The sequence below is a fragment of the Rivularia sp. PCC 7116 genome (assembly GCF_000316665.1).
GTDB lineage: Bacteria > Cyanobacteriota > Cyanobacteriia > Cyanobacteriales > Nostocaceae > Rivularia.
Genome location: NC_019678.1, coordinates 7,232,148 through 7,253,633, shown reverse-complemented (window position 1 = coordinate 7,253,633; position 21,486 = coordinate 7,232,148). Strand labels below are relative to the sequence as shown.

Below are 21,486 nucleotides of genomic sequence, written 5' to 3'. Positions count from 1 at the left end.
AATTTGCAGATTATTAGGACTTATGCAACCGGTACATTTTTTGTAGGGGAGGCAAAAAGCGGTGTAGATTCTCTTCCCGCTTTATTGCCGTTGCTGTGACACTTTGATTAATGAAGGAACGTATTAATAATGTTTTTAGTGTCACGCACCAACCGGACTGTCAATAGCGATTAATCGCGGTTTAAACCAAGTTGCTTGGCAATGATATTATCTACAACTCGTTTGGGAAGCAATCTTGCAATCGTCCAATTCAAGAAATGATTGGGAACAATAGGATAGCGAACCCGAGGTTTTGCAACAGTCAAAGTCTTCCAAATTAATTCTCCTACGGCTTCTACAGGATAACCGGAACGTCCTTTTTTCAATGCGAAATCGAGAAACTTTTGAATTGAAGCTGCAAATATAGTATTTTCATATTGAGAAAAATCCATCTTTTCCGCCTTATCCCAAATTGGTGTGGCTATGGAACCCGGTCCAATTATAATTACATCTATCCCATAAATATTTAGTTCGCGACGTAACGCTTCAGAAATTGCTTCTAATCCACACTTAGATGCGCTATAAGCGCCAAGAAATGGTGGCGTAATTTTTCCACTAACAGAACTGATATTAATAATTCTTCCCGGTTTTCCTTGGAAAGTAGAATCAGTCCCCAATAAAGGTAAAAAAGCCTGAGTCACAATTAGTTGTCCAGTTAAATTGACCTCGATTTGTTTTCTAAAATCGGCAATAGATTGATGCATTAATGGACCACCGATGGCAATTCCAGCATTATTAACCAAACCAAGCAAGTTATTACCATTAATTTGCTCGCGAACTTGTTCCGCAGCTTCACCTACAGATTTTTCGTCAGTAACATCAAGTCTTAAAGGTGTAAAACTGTCGCCAAATTCAGTAGATAAACGTTCTGCATCTTCCGACTTCCGAACGCTACCAAATATATGAATACCTTTACTGCTTAGTACTTTCAACGCACCCCAACCGATGCCTGTAGAAACACCAGTCACAACAACACTTTGCATCTTAAAAAAGTTAGGAGTTCAGAGTTTGAAATTGGAAATTTGAGATTATAACTTATAAATTATTTTATCTGTTTTAAACCTAATTTGCTCTTGCTTATTTACTTTTGTTAGAAGTTAAAATTTTCGAGTCAGAAGTTATTTTATTACGACCTTTGCCTCTAATAGACTACCAGCATACCAATAGTCTATTAAATTTTTCTTTAATTTACTGATACTCAAAACAATATAGAGAAGCAATAAGCTTGTATCTCTATATTTTTATCGTGCGTGGATATCATTAATTCTTATCGACAATAGAAGATCTATTAAAAAGTAATTTATTCCCAGTAATTAAAAAAATATTGTATTCTATTTTACTTGTAATCAGTGTGATAACGGATGTAGGTTTTTGTATTAATCCTAAGTTTTCTTATATAGGCTCGAAGACTATGAAAATTATATACACTGTTTTATCGCTATTAATTTTAGTAGCGTCACCTTCGTTTATCCAAAATTCTATATTTCAAACTCCTAAAAATCAACTAAATATTCGTCAAGAAGCAAAAACTAGATCGCCAAAACCACGAAAAAATCATCGTGGTAGCGGTCGTTTATACATCAATACAAGGATTGATTCTTAGCAATATATAAAAAGCCCCAAATTAATTGGGGTTTGGTAAGTAATTATCAAAATATCTCTACCAAGTATTTATAATAAGCAAATTAAATCCTAATTTAATATCAAGCGAATCTGTTGAAGAATATTTTCAGTGACTGATTTATATTTATGAAACTCTCAATAATTCTAAATTACTAAATATAAACTTTAATTCGACTGAAGATAAACTGCGATTAGCTGAAGCAAAAAACACAGATAAATTTAGATTGTTTTGATGCTCGTAAACACTAGCCTGTAAAGCCATTTCTAATTTATCAAGCTGTCTAACAAATTGCGATTCTGCTGATTCACCTTGTTCGTATTCTTCCCATAACGCAATCCACTCATGCCCATTGCGAAGTTTTCCTAAAACTTTGACGACAGATTGTTTCTCTAATTGATACTTCTGATTTTTATCAATATTATCTGTGGGGGTAAAGTCTCCGGCATATACTTCTCCTAAATCGTGAATTAATGCCATTTTAATTACTCTGGCGCTATCTACTTTGATTGAATATTGGTCTGCTAAAAATAAAGCTAACAAAGCTACACAAAAAGAATGTTCTGCAACGCTTTCACAGTTTTGAGGTGATATACCTTGATTCAGCCAACCTTGACGATAAAGCTGTTTAAGTTGAACAAATTCAAAATATGCTTCAATGATTGGTAATGTATTTTTATCTTTTAAAAAACTAAGGGGTAAATCGCCTTTTGTTTCCATGTAAATCAACTAATAATTATTAATTAACGATTTAATCTGTTAGTGCAAGTCTCTTAATTATAAAGATTTTAGGAATGGCCGCAACTGGCACATTTTGCTTGTAGGCTGCTGTGACAGTTCGCTTGATTTATAAGGCAATAATAAGGTTTTCCTGTCACGCACCAACCCAAGCCTTATGACAATTGCGGCCATTCCTGGATTTATGCAAAAATATATAGCAATCTAAATTTATTTAACCTTCAAACTTAACCATAAATCTTAAAATACAAACGCCCTTGCTTCATGATATAAATTTTCTTACTTCTTTTATAAGAAAATTATATGCGTGTTTTATCTCGGTCAATCATTTTATTAAGCGTTATTTTTTACGCTCAAATTGCTAGTGCTGCTTTTAAACAACCTTTGCGCGGTAAAAAAGCAATGGTCGTTTCAGCCCATCCTTTAGCAAGCGAAGCAGGGTTAGAAATGCTACGAAAAGGCGGTAATGCTGTAGATGCTGCCGTAGCGACTACTTTTGCAATTTCGGTGGTGGAACCTTTTTCTGCTGGAATCGGTGGTGGTGGTTTTTTGTTATTACACGACTCCAAGAAACGTAGAATCAAGGCTTTAGACTTTCGCGAACGCGCTCCTTTAAAAGCAACAAAAAAGATGTATTTGGATGATGCCGGTAAGGTACGTCGCAATGCAAGCATTAACGGTTATTTAGCCGTGGGTACACCAGGCACTGTAGCGGGTATGTATGAAGTTCATCAACGTTATGGCAAATTACCTTGGAAAACAGTTGTTTCGCCTTCAATTAGATTGGCGAAAAATGGTTTTATTGTCAAAAATAGGTTTGTGGGTGCTGTTAAAAGACGCAAGAGAATGATTGCTAGCAATCAAGCGGCAAGAACTATTTTTACTCGTGACGGAAATTATTATCAACCAGGAGAAAGGCTCGTACAGAAAGACTTAGGAAATACTTTAGAAGATATCGCTGCAAATCCTCAAAGTTTCTATACGGGAAGAATCGCTCGTGCTATTGCCGACGATATGGCGAAAAATGGCGGTTTGATTACCTTAGAAGACTTAAAATCCTATAAACCAATTTGGCGCGATCCAGTTTGCGGTAATTTTCGTAAAGCTAGGGTTTGTTCAATGCCACCACCATCATCGGGGGGCATTCATTTATTGCAGATGTTAAATATTATCGGCGATACAGACTTAAAATCTTTGGGATGGCACCACCCCGACGCGATACATTTAATAGTAGAAGCTATGCGAATTGCTTATGCTGACCGTTCGGAATATTTAGGCGATCCCGATTTTGTTAAAGTTCCCCAACAGCAGCTAATCAATCCGGATTATGCAAAACTGCGCCGCCGACAAATTAATATGCAGCGTGCAAACCCTTCAACTCAAATAAAGCCAGTTAGCAAAGAGACGTTACAGAAATTTAGTCAAACTCAACCATCAAGATTAATTCCTGCAATTCCCAATCCAAAATCAAACAATAAAAAATACCGAGAATCTACAGAAACAAGTCATCTGACAGTTATCGACGAACAAGGAAACGCTGTCAGTTTGACTTTTACCATCAACTTGGGTTTTGGTGCCGGTGTAGTCACACCAGGAACGGGAATAGTTCTGAATAATGAAATGGATGATTTTGCCGCAGCCCCAGGAGTCCCCAATGCTTTCGGCTTACTGGGCAACGAAGCTAATTCCATTGCACCTTTGAAAACTCCTCTATCAAGCATGACTCCTACAATTGTCACCGAAAATGGAAGATTGCGGATGGCATTGGGCACCCCTGGAGGTAGCACTATCATCACTCAAGTTCTGCAAATTATCCTTAACGTTTTAGAATACGAAATGGATGCAGCCGCAGCAGTTTCCGCATCCCGCGTACATCACCAATGGTTCCCCGATACATTGCGCGTCGAACCTTGGGGATTGGATGCAGTTACTTTGCAAGAATTAAAGCGACGAGGACACAAAATTAGACAAACCAAACCTTGGGGCAATTCAAACCTGATTATTGTCAAACCAGACGGTACCCTTGAAGGCGCTGCCGATTCCAGAGGTGAAGGTGAGGCTAGGGGAATTTAATTGGGAATTGGGCATAGGGCATGGGGCATGGGAAGAGGGGGACAGAGGAGAATAAATAATTATTCCAATTACCAATTACCAATTACCAATTACCAATTACCTAATTCCCAATGCCCAATGCCCTATTTGTGTGAAGCGTTATTAATGTTTGATGGTGAAAATTCTTTGGCACGGGCGCTGGGTACTAATGTCCAACCAGCTTTTAATAATTTTTGATACGTTGCCCATCCTTTGGAACCCCCAGGTATTTTATAATCTGGTACTGCAATTTGTCGAAAAGCGGTGTATGGTCGCCAAGGTTCATTCGGTGCTGTCTGCAAGTGCAAAATTTTCTCTTTGTTTTGACCAGAAGTGGATAACCAGCACATTCTTTTCATACAAGCTCCTTTGGATTTCGCATTGAAAACATAATTACAGATATCTGTCAAGTACTGTCTTGCCCTTTCCGGATATTTTGAAGAATGAGCTATAAGATATAAATAACGATTATTGCATTCTTCATTTTGTAGGCAGTATGTGTTAGTACTTGTTGATACTCTATTTAGGAATGAAAGTTGATATTTCTTCTCTAAGTAAATACTAGCCACAGACAAAATATTCCGTGGAATCGAGAGAATAGAATACCAATTGCAAACATCCGCGTTTGTCTAATTTTATATGTAAATATACTAAGCGTGTGTAGCTTTAATTACTTTTATGCTGTATAATTTAGTATTTAAAAATTCAGTATCTTGCAAAGGCTTAACAGCAGGTTGTTAGAACTGATTGAACATTTATATTTTTTCTAATTTAAACCAGAAACATCCGAAGAATCGCCAATAATTTCGCAGATTTGAGTTGCTAATTCTGAGTAAGCATTTTCTGATAACACCGGTTTGGCAGCTTCGAGGGAAATAGATTTATTTAATTCAATCCAAGATTTACATCCACCATATCGCGGGTTATATTCAATCACTTGAGGAATTGCTAGTTTGTATGCCCGCAATAGCAGCACGAATAAGGGTTTTTGGGGTTTCCATTTTTGGCGATCGCTAACAAATTCTTGATTCCAGATATGGAATGGAAATAAAGCATTAATGATTGCATCGTTAATAATGGGTAAAATATGGCTAATCTCAGCATAACTAGCGATATTAATGCTTTTAGGTCGCCAATCGGGTGCTACTTGAACAACTTGATTGGCATAATCTGGTTTGAGCATCGAAGTTTTTTGATGTTCGTAGGTAGGGTATAGCAAAACTCTGTTGTAAGCAACCCGAAAGCTTCCACCCTTTTCATGAATGCCGCCTTTACGCAGCAGCATTATAGTTTTTCCTGTTTCTAAAGCATTAATAGCGATCGCCCATTCTTTAAGTGCGTGATTTGTAGTTAATTCCATTTGTGATTTTAGGTTTTGATAAAAATAGATATTTTGAAGCTCGTATTTTCTATTCTGCTTTTAATCGGTCAAACTATTATTTTAGAATCCAGACAAGTAGCCCGGAATATAGCACTCGGGTTGAATTGGCAAGAAACTGGGTTTCTAGTCGAATTGTAAATATGCATCAAGGGTAACTTGAAAATCATGGAAAAACGCAACTTGGGTACATCTGAAGTCAAAATTACGCCTATTCTCATGGGAACATGGCAAGCTGGCAAAAAGTGGTGGGTAGGAATCAAGGATGATGATTCAGTTAAAGCCATACGAGCGGCTTTTGAAAATGGTATCACTACTATTGATACTGCTGAAGTCTATGGTACAGGGCATTCAGAAAAAATTGTTGCCCAAGCATTATCAGATGTAAGGGATAAAGTTGAATATGCAACTAAGGTTTTCGCCAGCCATCTTAAATATCAAGAAGTTATCGAAGCTTGCGAGGGTTCTTTGAAGCACCTCAAAACTGACTACATTGATTTATACCAGATTCATTGGCCGAGTGGTGCCTTTAATACCGAAATTGTTCCCATAGAAGAGACAATGAATGCTCTTAATCACCTCAAAGAGCAAGGTAAAATCCGAGCTATAGGCGTATCTAATTTTTCACGCGCTCAATTAGAAGAAGCTGCACAATACGGCAGAATCGACAGTTTGCAACCACCTTATTCTTTGTTTTGGCGAAAAGTAGAAAACGATGCCATGCCTTACTGTATTGAAAATAATATTTCGATTCTGGCTTATTCCCCTTTAGCTCAAGGATTGCTCACCGGAAAATTTGATGCTTCCCATAAATTCCAAGAGGGCGATAATCGTGCTGATAACCAGCTATTTCAAGGTGAAAGTATGAAACGCGCTCAACAAGCTTTAGATAAACTTCGCCCCATAGCCGAAAGCCATAAGTGCAGCCTCGCGCAGCTATCCCTAGCATGGTTAATTGCTCAACCTCAAGCTAATGCTATAGCCGGAGCGCGTATTGCCGAACACGTAATATCCAATGCTCAAGCAGCCGAAGTGAAACTTTCCCAAGAAGAACTAAAAGAAATAGACACTATCGGAAGAATCGTCACCAGTCATCAAGATGATAGCCCCGTGATGTGGACTTGGTAGTCAGTGAACAGTGAACAGTGAAAAGTGAGCAGTGAGCAGTTTTAAATAAGTAGGGAGTTAATCGCTCTTCCGATGCCCAATGCCCAATGCCCAATTACCAATTACCAATCCCCAATTACCAAAATAGACTTAATTATTACAGAATTTGAAGAGTAGTAAAGTTAGGTTAATAGGGGATTTCATTTTTTCTCATAGGTGATAACTTAATAAGTAAGGCACAAGCAAGGCATTCATAGGCTCAGTTGGGTAAATGACAATGTGTCTCCGGTCAAAGCCCAGGTAAATTTCAGCATTAAAAAAGTGGCATCTACCAAATTGAGGTAAGCCAATATCCTAAATAGGAAAATGTAAAAATGCGTTGTTTGCTATGAGTTAAGTAAACTTTAGTTGTTAAAATTCTAAACTCTCCTAATCATTGACCAAAAGTAAAGATTTGACCTTAATAAATCTTAATCAAGAAGCCTGGTAAACCTTTTACCAGGCTTTAGGCTTTTAATTGTACTTTTCGTTAGATTATTTAGGAGCGAGTTTATTACTCGTTATAAGTCTTTAACTTTAATGGTTGCTGAAATCTGTGTTCCTCGGTGCTTTTCCATCGTTTGGAGCGGACATATAATCGTTATATTTTTCTTGATTGTAGAAATATAGAGTACGAATCGGGTAAGGAATGTTGATATCGGCTCTGTCAAAAGCTTGCTTTATACTCAAAATTGCTCTAGTTTGAGTGCGGCGGACTTGTTTTTGTTGGGGTAGAGTCCAGTAGCGAATGATAAAATCAATGGAGCTATCACCGAAAGAAACTAAATCAATTTCTGGTGCTGGTTTATCTAAAACACCTTCTACTTGGGAAATTGTTTGTTCTAAAATATCTGACGCTTCAGATAAAGAAGTATTATAGTCTACCCCTACAGCTAAATCGGTACGTCTGTGATCGAATGCCGTCCTAACCTGAACTACACTGGTAAATACTGTTGAATTGGGAATTACAACTCTTTCTCCACCGTAAGTAATAATTTCCGTAGTACGAATATCAATTTGATCGACAGTACCTTCATAATCGCTAACAATTATTTGGTCGCCAATACGAAAAGGTTGCTGTAAAAGTATTAATATACCTGCAAGAAAGTTTTTGAAAATATCTTGAAAAGCAAAACCGATTGCAACAGAACTAAGCCCAAGAGTTGCAATTATATCTCCCAATCTTAAACCGGGAAAAGCAATTACACAAGCAAGAAGAATGCCAAAAATCCAAGTTACTGTTGAGGCAATTTTCGCCATCAAAAATTGCAGCGATCTGCTGCTGACTGTCCTTTTTGCTATATTTTGAGCAAGTGTATGAGTAAATTGAGCCGCAAATCTAGTCAAGAACAGAACAATTGCTGCCGTCAATATTGCAGGTAAAATTTTAACCGCACTACCAATCAATTCTTGAACGCTATTTTTAATTGTTTCGATAAATGCCATAAATTATCCACTACCAAATTAAGCAAAAGAATAGAATTTTTATCGATTATCTAAAATCAATTTTCACTTCATCAATATCATTTAATACTTTTGAACCAAAAACAATCAGTATTTGATTTCACAAATTTATAAAATAAAAATTGTATTAAGTATCAAGATTCTAATTTAAGCTTTGACGTTTTGGCAATCTATCAACTGATAAAATAGTAGTTAAGATAGTATCTATCTAAAGGCTGAACTCTAAACCTAACTAAAGACTGATTTATGTTCTTTCAATCAACCTGATTATTTTTCTACAGTTATCTTGTTTTTTGCTCTTCACTAACAATTACCAATTATTCGTTCAAGGTAATGCAATACCGGTAAACAACTATTGCATAAAGCAGCCAAAAAAAATGTCAGGGCTTAACCCCTGACAAATTACAACTAAGTTTTACAACACACAACCACACAAAACTAGTGAGGTCTATTACTATGTTAAAGAAAATTAGTTATTTTTGTATACTTAGATGGTGCTTTAGTTATCTAAGTTCAGATTTATTTTGCGGTTAGTCTCCTCGATGACAATAGTAAAAATCAATTCAAGTCTTTAAATGGGGATAATTACAACAGAATTATCTTGAATTAATATTTCCAGAAAAAATATGACATAGAAAACAGAAATTAATGCATGATTGTATTGATAGTGCTTTCTCAGGGTAAAAAAATTCCATGCCACAAGTATTTCCGGGTGAAGTATTTGCTCAAACTAGTGATTTTGATGCTGGTATGCGGCAACTAATGCCAGGGTATGATGAAATGCTCGAAGCAGTTGCTCGCTGCGTTCCTTCAACATCTCGTCGTATTTTGGAATTAGGCTGCGGCACGGGTGAACTTAGCAAAAAAATACTCAATCGCTGTCGGGATGCTCAAATTATCGCTCTTGATTATTCACCGAGAATGATTGAATTTGCTCAAAAGAAGATGGTTGAAGCAGGTTATCAGCAATGGAGTGGTTTAGAAGCAGATTTCGGTGAATGGGCTAATAATCCCGAAAAATTTGATATCGGTACAGAATTTGACGCTTGTGTATCGTCATTAGCGATTCATCATCTCAGCGACGAAATGAAAGCAAAGTTATTTCAACGCATTGCTAAAAGTCTTAGGAAGGGTGGTTCTTTTTGGAATGCAGATCCAGTTTTATCAGAATCGCCAATATTAGAAGAAATATACAAAACTGCAGGAAAAGAGTGGACAGAAAAACAAGGAAGCACTATAGAAAAAGTTCGTTCTCGCTTAGCGAGTAATAGCGATGCTGTAGATTATGCTGCTAGTTACGGTTACTCCAGTCAAGACCAATTAGCAACTTTAGATACACAGTTGCAAATGCTAGCGAAAGCTGGGTTTAAGTCAGTGGCGGTACCTTGGAAATATTATAAATTGGCGGTATTTGGGGGATTTATTTAGAAGTTTTGGATTTTGGAATATTCATTTATATTCTTGTGGTACGGGCATCTTGCCCGTTTTTTTAATGAAAAAAAATAAATATTTAGTAATAAATATAAATATAAATATAAACAAATATCAAATAGCAATAAAAAATATTATCTCTATTGCCTTAACAAAACAGCAATAAGTAACATAGCCAACATTCACGCTCGTTTTATGATTTAAACTCGTTAAGTAAAACATCGAATGCAATTAAATAAGGTTGCTATTCGATGAAAATCCATTGCTAAGAATGTTCGTAACATACAACTTTCAACTGTTCATTCTGAATTTGAATATCTACATTAAAAAGGGAGAACATATTTAAATGGCTCGAAAAAAGCGGACAAAATCGCATAGTTTTGGGTTCAAACATTTACTTAATAACAGATGTCCTATCTGTTGTATAGTCCCGCCTTACATGTTAGAAAAGATGGCAGTTAATGGCTCTCCAAGACAGCGTGAATGGGCTTTTGAAACTTTAAACCTTTCAGCACAGATTCGAGGTAGGCGGTTTAATTTGGGTAACATGCAAGTTACGCCGCAAACCAGTGGAAAAAACCGTAATATATATGATGCCAAAAATCTTCAAGAACTTCCTGGACAAATAGTACGTAGCGAAGGGGATGCACCTAGCGAAGATGAAGCTGTAAACGAAGCATATGATGCTGCTGGCGCTACTTACGACTTTTTCAAAGAAGTTTGCGATCGCAACTCTATTGATGATAAAGGTTTGCGTTTAGATTCAACCGTACATTACGGCAAAGATTATGAAAACGCATTTTGGAACGGCAGTCAAATGGTTTACGGTGATGGTGATGGCGAACTTTTCAACCGTTTTACCAAGTCGGCTGATGTCATCGGGCATGAATTAACCCACGGAGTGACGCAATATGAAGCAGATTTAATCTATTTTGGTGAAGCAGGGGCACTCAATGAGTCATTTTCTGATGTATTTGGTTCCTTGGTAAAGCAGCGAATTAAAAATCAAACTGCAAATGAAGCAGATTGGTTGATTGGAGTGGAATTATTTACAGAAAAAGTCCAAGGCGAAGCAATTCGCTCGATGAAATCCCCAGGTACAGCTTATGACGATCCCGTACTTGGAAAAGATCCACAACCGGCACACATGAAAGATATTTATACAGGTACAAAAGATAATGGTGGAGTGCATATAAATTCGGGCATACCCAACCGGGCTTTTTATCTAGCAGCAACAGAAATAGGTGGTTACGCTTGGGACAAAGCGGGAAAAATTTGGTACGTTACCTTATGCGAAAAACTGGATTCCAAAGCCAATATTAAACAAGCCGCAGAAACAACAATTGCAGTTGCAGGAGAACTTTATGGTGAATCAAGTAGCGAGCAACAAGCTGTAAATAATGCCTGGAAAGAAGTTGGGGTTTTACAGTGAACAGTGAGCAGTGAGCAGTGAGCAGTTAACTGTTAATATGTAAAATTATTCCTTTCCCACTCCCACTCCTTCTACTCTTCCTCTGTTTGATGTTCGATCAAAATGTTAATATCCTTAGAGCGTAGCGGTGGTTTTGCTGGCATAAGTAAAGCTATCGAGGTTGATACAGCTAAATTGCGGCAGGAGCAAGCCCAACAAGTTCAGATATTGATAGATTCAGCCAATTTCTTTGATTTACCTGCATATATAGCCGCCGATTCCAAACAGCGCGATCGCTTTCAATATACTTTGACAGTGAAAGATGATTGTAGGCAACATACCGTGACAGTAACAGAAAGCGCAATACCAGAAAATTTACAGCCTTTAATTAAATGGATAAATAGTAATGGGGGATAGATTAAAGGTATTATATTTCACTGTTCACTGTTAACTGCTCACTGTTCAATGTTAACTGTTCACTGTTAACTGTTCACTGTTAACTGTTCCCAAGCTTTACCTTGATAACCGTATTCAAAGATTTCCGTATGAATAATTTCTGCTAAAATTTCTAAGGAATCTACTAAACGCGGTCCGGGACGGTTAAAGTAAGAATTACCGTCTGTAATATAAACTCGATCATTTTTTACTGCCCGCAGCTGCATCCATTCAGGTTTTTGAGTCAATAGCTGGGCATCGGTGCGAGTGCGATTCAAATCAAAACCGCAAGGCATAAATATAATGATATCTGGATTGCCTTCTACAAAAGTTTCCCATCCAAATTGCTGGGAAGGTTTACCTATAGAACTAAATAAAGCTTTTCCTCCGGCATAATTAACCAATTCAGGAATCCAATTTGATGCACTCATTAAAGGTTGAGTCCATTCAATACAGCCGACTGTAGGAATATTGACGGTAGAAAGTGACTGAGTTTTATCGTCAATTATTTGAATTCGATGCTGTAAGTTTTCTAATAGCGGCTCGGAATCCACATTAAAAGTTTGAGCAACTCGCTTAATATCGTTCCAAACATCTTTGAGAACATCTGGCTGTAGAGAAATGACTTGTGGAGAAGAATTAGTCAGACTTTTGAGAGCGTTTTCCACCTCTCCAAAACTGACAGCACAAACATCGCATTGGTCTTGAGTAATAATATGAGTAGGTTGTAATTGCTCAAAAATATCTGTTTTAATTTGATAAATACTCAAAGCAGATTGTAATAAATCGTTAACTTGATTGTGAATTTCGCCGCTATCGGCATTACTATTTAATCTAGCTTGAGTGCAAACGGGAAGGTTTAGAATCTCAGGAGGAAAATCGCATTCATGGGAACGTCCGACTATTGCTTTTGTCAAACCTAAGGCGGCTAATATTTCAGTTCCGCTCGGAATCAAGGAAATTATTCTGGTGCTGTCTTTCGTCATGACTCAACTCGAAGACATTAACTACTTATACCATTTCTTTATAAAGATGCGCCTAATTTAGCCCGCGTAGGCGGGCTTAGTTTCAGTAGCCCCAGCCTTCCAGGCTGAGGGCGATTAAGCGCAGCCTCATACAGAATTGGTATTACTAATTTAGAACAGCTTCAATAATGAAATTAATCTATCTAAAGATTAAAATATCAGCAATATAGTATTAATTTATTGAATATATAAGCAGTTTACAGTAATATTGGCAGCTAAAATTTAGTAAAAGTATGCAGCAAGAATCAAACAAATTAGCGATAGCAATGCTTATCATGCTTGACTCTAAGCTTTTAATGATTCAATGTAGCAAAAATGAATGCTATTTTGATATTCTCAGATAATTGTGGCTTATCATGAGACACTAAATAATGCTTTAATTGCCTCATTAACACATAATTGCTCTATTGGTGACGAGCATGATATCAAATAAATATTGTATTCTACTGTTAAAAAATAAACAAAATAGTAGCAATTGGCTGCAAAGAAGACTTATGCCTCATCAATTGAGTGTAGTAAAGGATTTGTCTGATATTCAGTCGGTATTGAAGTTTAATTCCATTGACGCGGCTATTTTAGATTTACCTTTGAGGAGTATTCAAGATTTTGACAGTATTTCCTTAGTTCGTTCGCAGCTAAGTAATACTGCAATTGTGGTGTTGAGTGAAAATGAAGACGAAGCAGCTTTACAAAAAGCTATTAGGTTTGGAGCAGATGAAGTAACGGTAATAAATGATCGCAGCAATAGTCATGTGAGACGGGCAATAATATCTGCAATCGAGAGACGGAAAAAGTTTGATGATGGCAAGATACAAGAGAGTGAAAACGCGAAATGGCGTTTTTTGTCGGAAGCTACTTTTGAAGGCATAATACTACACGATAGAGGAATTATCTTAGATGTAAATCATACTTTAGCTCAGATGACGGGTTACGAAGTTGAAGAGTTAATTGGTAAAAACGGGTATGAATTAGTTACATCAGAATCGCAAGCATTAATTAGTCAAAATATTTTGAGTGGCAATGAAAGCCCGTATCAAGTTACCGCTAAAAGAAAAGATGGCTCTACATTCCTAGCAGAAATCCAAGGCAAAACAATTTCCAATCTTTCTCAGAATATACGTGTAGCAGCAGTTAGAGATATTACAGAACGCAATCGGGTAGAAACAGCTTTACAAAAAAAAGAAAATCTCTTAAAAAATCAAAGCAAAATTCTGATAAAACTAGCTAGCAGCAGAACTTTTGCTCAAGGAGATATAAGTGAATCTGTACGGGAAATAATACAAACTGCTGGGTTAAATTTAGATGTTAAACAAGTTGGCGTTTGGTTGTACAATCAAGAACTTTCTGAATTAAAAAATATAGATTTATATAGTTATGAAGATAACAGCCATTTAAAATCGATTACTTTAAGAAAACCAGACTACCCGAATTATTTTGCAGCTTTAGATTTAGGTATAAATTATTTAGATAATATTGCAGAAACAAATGTAGCTCAAGAGCTATTTAAATTTTATATTGCCACATTTGGTACCACATCTGTCTTAAATGTACCAGTTTGGCTTAGAGGTAATATAGCGGGTATAGTATGTTTTATATACAGTCATGACAATCTCAATACTTGGCATCAGTGCAAATCAGAAGAGAAAAGTTTTGCTAGTTCTATCGCAGATTTTGTTACATTCGCAATAGAAGCGAGCAAAACAAAAGCCGAACAAAAAATTTTGCAGCAGAGCGAAGCACAATTTAAGGCAATTTTTGAACGCTCTTCTATGGGCATCTGCTTAGTAGATATAAGAGGAAGAATTGTCAATGTAAATCCAGCGCTCTGTAGAATGCTCGAATATAATTTTAACGAGCTTCATGGCGAAAGTTTTGCAAACTATCTCTGTTTTGAAAACAATGACGTAGAAAATTACAAGCAATTGATGCTGGGCAACATTGAGGGTTTGGAAATTGAAAGACAGCTTTTACACAAAAAGAATAAGAAAATTTGGACTCATTTAAGCATTTCCTTGATTGCACGCCCTAACGGAAAGCCAAAATTTTTTCTTGCAATTGTCGAAGACATTAGCGAGCGTAAAGAAACGGAATTACAATTACGTGAAAGTAAAGAAGCGGCAGAAGTTGGCAGTAGAGCTAAAAGCGAATTTTTGGCAACTATGAGTCATGAATTAAGAACTCCTCTGAATGCAATTATGGGTTTATCGCAGTTGCTACAACAAGAAATAGTTGGCTCAATGAATGATAAACAAAGAGAGTATATCGATTGTATTTATAGCAGTGGAGTGCATTTATTATCATTAATCAATGATATTCTGGATTTGTCAAAAGTCGAAGCAGGAAAAGAAAATTTATCCTTGTTTCCTTTGCAAGTAGAAGATTTATGTAAATACGTTATCTCAACGGTACGAGAACTTGCTGAAAATAAAGGGTTGGAGTTAACCTATGCCATCGATAAAAGAGCAGATTCCTGTGTTGCGGATGAACGTAGAATCAAACAAATGTTATTGAATTTACTTACAAATGCAATTAAGTTTACTTCTGAAGGTAAAGTATCTTTACAAGTGATAAAGCTACCTGAAGGGATTGCATTTCGAGTCTCGGATACTGGTATCGGTATCAAATCGCATCATTTTGAATATTTATTTGAACCTTTCAAACAACTTGATTCTCGATTAAATCGTCAGTATGAGGGCACTGGTTTAGGTTTAGCTTTAACTCGCAAATTGGCTCGCTTGCACGGTGGAGATGTAACAGTTGAATCAACTCCTGAAAAAGGCAGTAGATTTACATTGTTTATTCCCGATAGTGAATTTGATGAAGAAAAGGAGATGAACAAATGGGAAGCAAAAGTTCATTATCTTGATAATGATATAGGTGATAGAAATAATCTAAATAATAAACGTATTGTCTTAGTAGAAGATGACGAACATACTGGTAGACTGCTGCAAGATTATTTACAAACAATAGGTTATCAAGTTGAGTGGATATTAGATGGGAAAAGTTTTTTAGAAAAAGTTCGTATTTTTCAACCGCATTTGATTTTACTAGATATTCAATTAGGAAATTTCAATGGCTTGGATTTGCTTGCAGCTTTGCGAAAACTTCCGGCTTTAGAAGGTACGATTGTGATAGTTATGACACCTAGCAAGGATGATAATTCAAGAAATAAATTTATTCAAGCTGGGGCAAATGATTTTGTAAGTAAACCAATTGGTATTGTCAAATTAGAATCAATTTTAATGCAATATTTCACATAGCCTTGAAAGTATGATATTAATAATTGGTAGTTAAAACTATTAAAATATTATGATAAAACTCGACCAATTTTTAAAATTATTAGGTATCGTACAAACCGGCGGACAAGCAAAGCATTTAATTGTCGATGGTGCTGTCAAAGTCAACGGTATTCTAGAAACTCGTCGTGGAAGAAAGTTAGTTACTGGTGATAAAATAACAATAGAAAATCAAACTTTTGAAGTTGGTGAGTTAAACGAATGACAGACTTTTTTAAACTAGTATCTTGCACTACTTTTAATAAGTCCGAATAACCCCGATTTCTAGTCGTCAAATCATCATTATTTGATTGTGAAATTAGAAATAAACCGAGGTTATGATACTGGCAAAAAATTTGATTTGAAATGAATGTAGGGGATTATTAACCGTTTTCATTTAAAATTTTTGCTTGTTTATCTTGAGCTTCGCGATATTGTCTATCTTTGGATTCACGATACTTTTCTACTGTTCGCTTTGTCGCTGTTGCATTGTAGTATTCTTCCCCTTTTTCAGAAATTAATCTTGCTTTGACTTTCTTACGTAAATTGGAAACAATTTTACCATTAACTTTACGTGTTTGCGACCAATCAACTATTGGTTGCGGATAGTAGCTGTAATTAATATATTCTCCAGCGATGATTTCTGGTAAGCTATAACCTCTTAATTCTTCAATCCAATGGTAGATAAAGTTTAATTCTGGGTCTTTATCTTGTAAATTCTTAGTAGGATTATAAATACGAAAAGTATCGCTCAGAGGATTGGTAATTCCAGCTTGCATTTGCCACTGCCAATTATTAATAGCTAAATCTCCATCTACCAAGCAATTCATAAAATGCTTGGCTCCATGATGCCAAGAAATACCGCAATTGATTGTTAAAAAAGTCGCACACATTGCCCGCATTCGGAAGTTCATCCAACCCATTCTTTTTAATTGACGCATACTTGCATCTACCATTGGGAAGCCTGTCATGCCTTCACACCAAGCCTCAAAAAGTTCTTGCTTTTCGGGTGTTAATTCATCTGGCTGATAATATTCGTCAAATTCCGGAAAACGATTAGTATAAGCAATTTCTGGATGCGAGTACAGGCGTTGCGTAAAACTATCATGCCATCGCAATCTATCGCGAAACGCTTTTAAAGAAAATCCCGCTTTGGGCTGTTTTTCTAGTTCCTCGGCACGTTTTTTTGTTTTTTGATACACCATCCTTGTAGAAACAGTGCCGAAAGCAAGATGAGGAGAAAGGTGTGATGTAGCTCTTTTTTGCGCCATCCAAGGGCGAGAAACTTTCCAATGATATCCTTTAAACCTGCTAGAGAGAAATGAGTTTAATACTGCTGTTGCTTCTGTTTCTCCACCAGGAAAATATATTTTATCTGTTTCCCAAAAAACGCTATACTTCTGTTTTAATTCTTTGACTGTTAGTTGGGGAGACTTGAAAGATATTTTTGGTGTATTAATATCAGTTGGGGCTGGATACAAGGAATTCCGTTGATAAGTATAGTATTCGTTAAACCATTCTTCGCGACATTCCTGCGGTTGAATAAAGTTACTTAAACCGATATAGCATTCTAAATTTTGTTGTTGATAAAAATCGATAATTAATTTATCTCTTGTAACTCCATATTCAACTTGCACGTCGCGGTTAAAATACAGTTTTGGCTGATAGGATTTCTGTATGAGTTCTTTGGTAATATTTTGTATAACATCTACCGAGTTACCTTCAAATATAAATAGCTTACTTCCTATTTCTTGCAGGTTAACATCTAAATTTTCTAAACATTCAAACAAAAATCTAACTCGCGCTTTACCAACATCCTTCCATTCAAAAAACCAAGGATCGATAATAAAGCATGGCAATACTTCAGCGTTATTAGCAACTGCTTTAAAGACGCTTTCATTATCACTCAAACGTAAATCTCTACGAAACCAAAGTATGTTCATAATGAGTTAACAATTAAGAGTCAAAAGTGGTGTGCCAAGAATTGATTAAGCATGAATGTGTTTATTATCAATTTATTATAAATAAATCAAAAAAAATCTTATTAACAGATAGAAAAAAACATAAATAATGAATAAGTAATAATTGGGTATTCTTACGGTATTCGTTCAAATATGAGTTTATTTATAATTTTATTCTGATTTTAATTTTTTTTTGCGAAAACATTCAATAAGTTATTTACCTTTGATTTTGTCATAACTCTTGACTGCCGATGGCTACCTATGATTATTGTGCCAGATAATGTCATCTTTGTAGGGTCGGTTAATACTACAAAAGCAGAACATAGCAGCAAAATTTTTATAACTACGAGTCTTTATATAACGCTTACAGAGGTAAGAAATCGCAGCGATGAAAGAAACTATTACCGTTGATAAACATGTATACGAACAAATGCAGGCAGAACTTATTTCACTGCGCGATCGAGTTAAAAAATTAGAAGATGCCTACCAGAAAACTGAAGCACAAGACGTAAAATGTCAGACTTGCAACTTATCACATAATTTTGCCGATAATGTTCCGGGGATAATTTACAACTTTCAGATTCAGCCAAACGGTAATATCTCTTTTCCTTACGTTTCCAGTGGATGTCAATCAATTTGGGAAGTTTCTCCAGAAGTGGTGCAACAAAATCCCGATATTTTATTTGACATGATTTATCCGGATGATGCAGCAATTTTACAAAAGATATTTATCGAATCTGCCCAAAATTTTCAAACATGGGAATGTGAATTTAGAATTACGACTCCTTCAGGTAAACAAAAGTGGTTGCAGAGCTTTTCTAAACCAGAAAAAAATACAGATGGTTATATTGTTTGGTATGGCTGTATAGTTGATATAACCCAAAGAAAGGTAACTGAAGCTAATTTACGCACTATATTTGATAGCGTGTATGATGCCATTTTTATCCACGATTTAGATGGCAACATTATTGATGTCAATCAAAAAATGCTGCAAATGTATGGAGTAAATTATCAGGAAGCTATTAACTTATCTATCGCAACAGATTACTCTAGCCCAGATAATCCTTTTGAAGAATTACCAGAAATTTGGCGAACAGTAATTGCAGGGAAAAGTAAACTTTTTGAATGGAAAGCTAAACATTATACTAGTGGAAAAATATTTGATGTTGAAATATTCTTACGTCGGATAAATTTAAATGGGCGAGATTTAATTTTAGCCAATATACGCGATATCAGCGAATATAAACAAGCAGAATTTAAACTAAAAGAGTTAAATCAAGAATTAGAACTGAGAGTCAGAAAACGTACTCAACAATTAGTTGATACAGAATTAAGATTAACTCGATTGACTGATAACGTACCGGGGATGATTTATGAATTTTGCCTGCAAGCTGACGGTAATAAATCCTTTAACTATGTTTCCGATGGGTGTAAGCTACTTTGGGAAATTGAACCGCAACAAGCATTAGAAAATTCGGATATGTTGTTTGAGCTAATTCATCCCCAAGATATAGCTTTAGTAAATCAAAAAATCGTCGATTCTGCTCAAACTCTTCAAAAATGGGAATGTGAATGGCGAATTATTACTGACTCTGGTAAAGCAAAGTGGTTGAAAGGTATTTCCGAACCAAGAATGGAAGAAGATAACTCTATTATCTGGTGTGGTTGCGTTATTGATATTACAAAAGAAAAAATATCTCAGGAGCAAGTAGAGCAACAACAACTGTTTTTACAAAGTATTTGGGAAGGTGTTGATTACGGTATCTTTGTTCTTGAAGTGTTAGAAGCTGGTAAAGAGTTTCGCTTTGTAGATTTTAATCCCGCAATGGCTAAAAATGCTCCTATGGCTATGGCTTCAATGCTGGGAAAAACAGTAACAGAAGCGCTACCTGTAGAAATGGCTGCGATTTACAATCAACGCTATCGTGATTGTGTAACTAAAGGTAAAACTCAGTATTTTGAAGAAACTTTTGAATTAAATGATATTCAAACATGGTGGCTAATAGCTGTTACTCCCATGCGAGACATACAAAATAGAATTTATAAGTTAATTGTTACTACTACAGATATTACCCAACGCAAGCAGATAGAACTAGAGTTAAGTCAAAAAGAAGAACAATATCGGCATATCTTTGAAAATGTTAGCGACGGGTTATTGATTAATGATTTGGAAACGGGTTTATTAGTCAAAGCTAACCCTGTTGCTTGTGATATGCATGGTTATTCGCCATCAGAATTTATCGGCTTACATCCGACAGTTTTTATCGATTCCGATTATCATTATTTATTTCAACAGTTCTCTCAAGAGATTCAACAAGGAAAGAAGTTTTATGCTCAAGCAGTTGATGTACGTAAAGATGGTTCAAAATTGGATGTTGAAATAAAAGGAACAAGCTGCACTTATAACGGTAAACTTCACGGGTTAACCGTAGTTAGAGATATTAGCGAAAGAAAACGCAACGAAATTAAACTCCAAAAACAAACCCAAGAATTAAAAAAGGCTTTGGGTACCTTAAAACGTACTCAAGCTCAATTAGTGCAAAGCGAAAAAATGTCTTCTATTGGACAGATGGTTGCAGGAGTTGCTCATGAAATTAATAATCCAACAAACTTTATTCACGGCAATATTAGTCCTGCAATTCAATATGTCGAAGATTTATTAAAATTACTCGGATTATATCAAAACTGCTATCCTCACCCCCCAGAAGAAATTGCAGCCTTTATTGAAGACATAGAATTATATTTTATTCAAGAAGATGTCATTAAGCTACTCGAATCTATGCAAGAAGGGACGAGAAGAATTAGGGAAATTATTTTATCTTTACGCAATTTTTCACGTTTAGACGAGTCAGAATACAAGGAAGTTAACATTCATTCGGGAATTGATTCGACTTTAATGATTTTACAAAATCGTCTTAAGGAAAAACCTAATTCTCCGGAAATAGAAGTTATTAAAAAATATGCACTTCTTCCCTTAGTTAAATGCTATCCCGGACAGTTAAATCAAGTCGTAATGAATATTTTAGTTAATTCTATTGATGCTTTGGACGAATACAATCAAAAACGCAGCATAGAATCGATTAATAACAAGCCCAGTCAAATAAAAATTAGTACAGAACTTATATCTGAACAATTATCCGAGCAATGGATAGCGATTCGTATTGCTGACAATGGATTAGGAATTCCCCAAGCTTTTATTTCCAAATTGTTTGACCCATTTTTTACCACTAAAGATGTCGGACAAGGAACCGGGCTAGGGCTATCTATTAGCTACCAAATTATTGTCGAAAAACACGGTGGTAAACTTTATTGCAATTCTAAAATTGGCAAAGGTGCAGAATTCGTAATTGAAATTCCCGTATCGGGGAGATGAAGTGATTGGGAGAGGGGGAAGAGGTGGAAGAAAATAAATAACTGTTCACTGTTCACTGCTTACTGTTCACTGCTCACTGCTCGCCGATTCCTGAGACA

The 21,486-nt window shown here is 36.0% G+C and carries 16 protein-coding genes; 9 read left to right on the top strand and 7 right to left on the bottom strand.

The features are described from left to right. Positions 1-170: 170 nt before the first annotated feature. Positions 171-1,022, bottom strand: coding sequence for an SDR family NAD(P)-dependent oxidoreductase (locus RIV7116_RS27845; protein WP_015121670.1), 852 nt, complete (start codon positions 1,020-1,022; stop codon positions 171-173). A gap of 428 nt (positions 1,023-1,450) precedes the next feature. On the opposite strand from RIV7116_RS27845, the gene RIV7116_RS36110 reads away from it, so the two are divergent. Then, complete coding sequence (locus RIV7116_RS36110; protein WP_015121669.1) at positions 1,451-1,642, top strand: hypothetical protein; 192 nt, start codon at positions 1,451-1,453, stop codon at positions 1,640-1,642. Positions 1,643-1,786: 144 nt separating this feature from the next. Here the strand turns inward: RIV7116_RS36110 and RIV7116_RS27840 are convergent, their stop codons facing one another. Then, positions 1,787-2,380, bottom strand: a complete 594-nt coding sequence (locus RIV7116_RS27840; RefSeq protein WP_015121668.1) for an HD domain-containing protein — start codon at positions 2,378-2,380, stop codon at positions 1,787-1,789. Positions 2,381-2,701: 321 nt separating this feature from the next. Here RIV7116_RS27840 and ggt point away from each other — a divergent pair, with 321 nt between their 5' ends. After that, complete coding sequence (gene ggt / locus RIV7116_RS27835; RefSeq protein WP_015121667.1) at positions 2,702-4,471, top strand: gamma-glutamyltransferase; 1,770 nt, start codon at positions 2,702-2,704, stop codon at positions 4,469-4,471. Between the two features lie 122 nt (positions 4,472-4,593). Here the strand turns inward: ggt and RIV7116_RS27830 are convergent, their stop codons facing one another. Continuing rightward, entirely contained in the window at positions 4,594-4,848 is a 255-nt protein-coding gene (locus RIV7116_RS27830) for a hypothetical protein (protein WP_015121666.1), read from the bottom strand. Positions 4,849-5,255: 407 nt separating this feature from the next. Then, positions 5,256-5,849: a DUF1802 family protein gene (locus RIV7116_RS27825; RefSeq protein WP_015121665.1), complete on the bottom strand. Its 594-nt coding sequence runs from the start codon at positions 5,847-5,849 to the stop codon at positions 5,256-5,258. A gap of 186 nt (positions 5,850-6,035) precedes the next feature. On the opposite strand from RIV7116_RS27825, the gene RIV7116_RS27820 reads away from it, so the two are divergent. After that, complete coding sequence (locus RIV7116_RS27820; protein WP_015121664.1) at positions 6,036-6,995, top strand: aldo/keto reductase; 960 nt, start codon at positions 6,036-6,038, stop codon at positions 6,993-6,995. Positions 6,996-7,550: 555 nt separating this feature from the next. Here the strand turns inward: RIV7116_RS27820 and RIV7116_RS27815 are convergent. Next, on the bottom strand, positions 7,551-8,459 hold the full coding sequence (locus RIV7116_RS27815) for a mechanosensitive ion channel family protein (protein WP_015121663.1): 909 nt from the start codon (positions 8,457-8,459) through the stop codon (positions 7,551-7,553). 711 nt (positions 8,460-9,170) lie between these two features. Here RIV7116_RS27815 and RIV7116_RS27810 point away from each other — a divergent pair. From RIV7116_RS27810 to RIV7116_RS27800, 3 genes are all read left to right on the top strand, one after another. Next, on the top strand, positions 9,171-9,905 hold the full coding sequence (locus RIV7116_RS27810; protein ID WP_015121662.1) for a trans-aconitate 2-methyltransferase: 735 nt from the start codon (positions 9,171-9,173) through the stop codon (positions 9,903-9,905). Between the two features lie 349 nt (positions 9,906-10,254). After that, positions 10,255-11,340, top strand: coding sequence for a M4 family metallopeptidase (locus tag RIV7116_RS27805; RefSeq protein ID WP_015121661.1), 1,086 nt, complete (start codon positions 10,255-10,257; stop codon positions 11,338-11,340). 102 nt (positions 11,341-11,442) lie between these two features. Beyond that, positions 11,443-11,736 carry a protealysin inhibitor emfourin gene (locus tag RIV7116_RS27800; RefSeq protein WP_015121660.1) on the top strand — a complete coding sequence of 98 codons (294 nt, stop codon included), beginning with the start codon at positions 11,443-11,445 and terminating at the stop codon, positions 11,734-11,736. A 65-nt stretch (positions 11,737-11,801) separates the two neighbouring features. Here RIV7116_RS27800 and RIV7116_RS27795 read toward each other — a convergent pair whose 3' ends face one another. Continuing rightward, entirely contained in the window at positions 11,802-12,740 is a 939-nt protein-coding gene (locus RIV7116_RS27795) for a cobalamin-binding protein (RefSeq protein WP_015121659.1), read from the bottom strand. Between the two features lie 533 nt (positions 12,741-13,273). Between RIV7116_RS27795 and RIV7116_RS27790 the strand changes: the two genes are divergently transcribed. Continuing rightward, on the top strand, positions 13,274-16,039 hold the full coding sequence (locus tag RIV7116_RS27790) for a PAS domain S-box protein (RefSeq protein ID WP_015121658.1): 2,766 nt from the start codon (positions 13,274-13,276) through the stop codon (positions 16,037-16,039). A gap of 49 nt (positions 16,040-16,088) precedes the next feature. Then, positions 16,089-16,280: an RNA-binding S4 domain-containing protein gene (locus RIV7116_RS27785; protein ID WP_015121657.1), complete on the top strand. Its 192-nt coding sequence runs from the start codon at positions 16,089-16,091 to the stop codon at positions 16,278-16,280. Positions 16,281-16,437: 157 nt separating this feature from the next. Here the strand turns inward: RIV7116_RS27785 and RIV7116_RS27780 are convergent, their stop codons facing one another. After that, positions 16,438-17,997, bottom strand: coding sequence for a deoxyribodipyrimidine photo-lyase (locus RIV7116_RS27780; protein WP_015121656.1), 1,560 nt, complete (start codon positions 17,995-17,997; stop codon positions 16,438-16,440). A 406-nt stretch (positions 17,998-18,403) separates the two neighbouring features. Between RIV7116_RS27780 and RIV7116_RS27775 the strand changes: the two genes are divergently transcribed. Then, positions 18,404-21,388 carry a PAS domain S-box protein gene (locus RIV7116_RS27775; RefSeq protein WP_015121655.1) on the top strand — a complete coding sequence of 995 codons (2,985 nt, stop codon included), beginning with the start codon at positions 18,404-18,406 and terminating at the stop codon, positions 21,386-21,388. Positions 21,389-21,486: the final 98 nt, after the last annotated feature.

Coding starts and splice junctions, on each gene's coding strand:
- RIV7116_RS27795 (WP_015121659.1), bottom strand. CDS start 12,740: ATGACGAAAGACAGCACCAGAATAATTTCCTTGATTCCGAGCGGAACT.
- RIV7116_RS27840 (WP_015121668.1), bottom strand. CDS start 2,380: ATGGAAACAAAAGGCGATTTACCCCTTAGTTTTTTAAAAGATAAAAAT.
- RIV7116_RS27825 (WP_015121665.1), bottom strand. CDS start 5,849: ATGGAATTAACTACAAATCACGCACTTAAAGAATGGGCGATCGCTATT.
- RIV7116_RS36110 (WP_015121669.1), top strand. CDS start 1,451: ATGAAAATTATATACACTGTTTTATCGCTATTAATTTTAGTAGCGTCA.
- RIV7116_RS27830 (WP_015121666.1), bottom strand. CDS start 4,848: ATGAAAAGAATGTGCTGGTTATCCACTTCTGGTCAAAACAAAGAGAAA.
- RIV7116_RS27845 (WP_015121670.1), bottom strand. CDS start 1,022: ATGCAAAGTGTTGTTGTGACTGGTGTTTCTACAGGCATCGGTTGGGGT.
- RIV7116_RS27810 (WP_015121662.1), top strand. CDS start 9,171: ATGCCACAAGTATTTCCGGGTGAAGTATTTGCTCAAACTAGTGATTTT.
- RIV7116_RS27790 (WP_015121658.1), top strand. CDS start 13,274: ATGCCTCATCAATTGAGTGTAGTAAAGGATTTGTCTGATATTCAGTCG.
- RIV7116_RS27815 (WP_015121663.1), bottom strand. CDS start 8,459: ATGGCATTTATCGAAACAATTAAAAATAGCGTTCAAGAATTGATTGGT.
- RIV7116_RS27805 (WP_015121661.1), top strand. CDS start 10,255: ATGGCTCGAAAAAAGCGGACAAAATCGCATAGTTTTGGGTTCAAACAT.
- RIV7116_RS27785 (WP_015121657.1), top strand. CDS start 16,089: ATGATAAAACTCGACCAATTTTTAAAATTATTAGGTATCGTACAAACC.
- ggt (WP_015121667.1), top strand. CDS start 2,702: ATGCGTGTTTTATCTCGGTCAATCATTTTATTAAGCGTTATTTTTTAC.
- RIV7116_RS27775 (WP_015121655.1), top strand. CDS start 18,404: ATGAAAGAAACTATTACCGTTGATAAACATGTATACGAACAAATGCAG.
- RIV7116_RS27800 (WP_015121660.1), top strand. CDS start 11,443: ATGTTAATATCCTTAGAGCGTAGCGGTGGTTTTGCTGGCATAAGTAAA.
- RIV7116_RS27780 (WP_015121656.1), bottom strand. CDS start 17,997: ATGAACATACTTTGGTTTCGTAGAGATTTACGTTTGAGTGATAATGAA.
- RIV7116_RS27820 (WP_015121664.1), top strand. CDS start 6,036: ATGGAAAAACGCAACTTGGGTACATCTGAAGTCAAAATTACGCCTATT.